Genomic DNA, 1,323 nt, shown 5'->3' with positions numbered 1-1,323 from the left:
TGAACCGCGCCGGGTTTCCCGGAGGCTCCCACTCTTGAGAGGATGGAGCCATGACGAAGCGCAGCACACCCTTTTCGCCTGAAGTCCGCGAGCGCGCGGTCCGGATGGTGTTCGATCATCAGGGCGAGCACGGCTCGCAATATGCGGCGATCCGCTCGATCGCGTCCAAGATCGGCTGCTCGGGCGAGACGCTGCGCAACTGGGTGCGCCAAGCTGAGCGGGACCGAGGTCAGCGGGCCGGCCCGACAACGGACGAGCGCGAGCGGATCAAGGCGCTGGAGCGCGAGAACCGCGAACTGCGGCAGGCCAACGAGATCCTCAGGAAGGCCAGCGCGTATTTTGCCTTGGCGGAGCTCGACCGCCGGTCGCGGACATGATCGCCTTCATCGACGATCACCGCGCCGCCTACGGGGTCGAGCCGATCTGCAAGGTTCTGCCGATCGCCCCGTCGACGTACCACGCCCACGCCGCCCGGCGGGCCGATCCCGGCAGGCTGCCGGCTCGGGCTCGCTCGGACGCGGCGCTGATGGTCGAGATCCGACGCGTGTTCGAGGAGAACTTCCACGTCTATGGCGTGCGCAAGGTCTGGCGGCAGCTCGGCCGGGAAGGGGTCGTGGTGGCCCGCTGCACGGTCGCCCGACTGATGCGGGTCATGGGACTGCAAGGCATCGTGCGGGGCAGAAAGGTCCGCACCACCATCCCCGATCTGGCGGCCCCCTGTCCGCTCGACCGGGTGAACCGCCAGTTCAAGGCACCGCGGCCAAACACGTTATGGGTCAGCGACTTCACCTATGTCGCGACCTGGGTCGGCTTTGTCTACGTGGCCTTCGTGATTGACGCCTTCGCCCGGCGCATCGTCGGCTGGCGGGCGTCGCGGACCGCCCATGCCGGCTTCGTGCTCGATGCCTTGGAGCAGGCCCTGCACGAGCGCCGGCCCCTCCAGGGCGCTGGGCTCGTGCATCATAGCGACAGGGGTTCGCAGTACCTTGCCCTGCGCTACACGGAGCGATTGGCGGAGGCGGGCGTCGAGCCCTCGGTCGGCAGCGTCGGCGACTCTTACGACAACGCCCTGGCCGAGACGATCAACGGTCTGTTCAAGACCGAGGTGATCCATCGCCGTGGACCGTGGCGGTCCTTCGAGGCGGTCGAGTTCGCCACCCTCGAATGGGTCGATTGGTTCAACACTCGCCGGCTTCTCGAACCGATCGGCAACGTGCCTCCCGCTGAGGCCGAAGCGCGCTACTTCACTCAGGCTGCGGGGCAAGCCTTGGCCACCGCCTGACACAAACCAAATGGCCTCCGGGAAACCCGGCGCGGTTCAGA

At 67.5% G+C, this 1,323-nt stretch carries 1 protein-coding gene and 1 other annotated feature; the gene reads left to right on the top strand.

The features are described 5' to 3' along the window. The first annotated feature begins 50 nt into the window (after nucleotides 1-50). A protein-coding gene (locus MFF24_RS28585; protein ID WP_373322758.1) for an IS3 family transposase occupies nucleotides 51-1,282 on the top strand; the annotation gives its coding sequence in 2 pieces (ribosomal slippage) (nucleotides 51-345 and nucleotides 345-1,282; 1,233 coding nt in all). Beyond that, nucleotides 332-448 (top strand) — a sequence feature (AL1L pseudoknot). Its footprint overlaps the gene before it by 117 nt. Nucleotides 1,283-1,323: the final 41 nt, after the last annotated feature.

The organism is Methylorubrum aminovorans, from assembly GCF_022179725.1.
In the GTDB taxonomy this organism is placed as follows: domain Bacteria; phylum Pseudomonadota; class Alphaproteobacteria; order Rhizobiales; family Beijerinckiaceae; genus Methylobacterium; species Methylobacterium aminovorans.
Note: the sequence above shows the minus strand (reverse complement) of the source record. Positions and strands in the feature narration are given on the sequence as shown.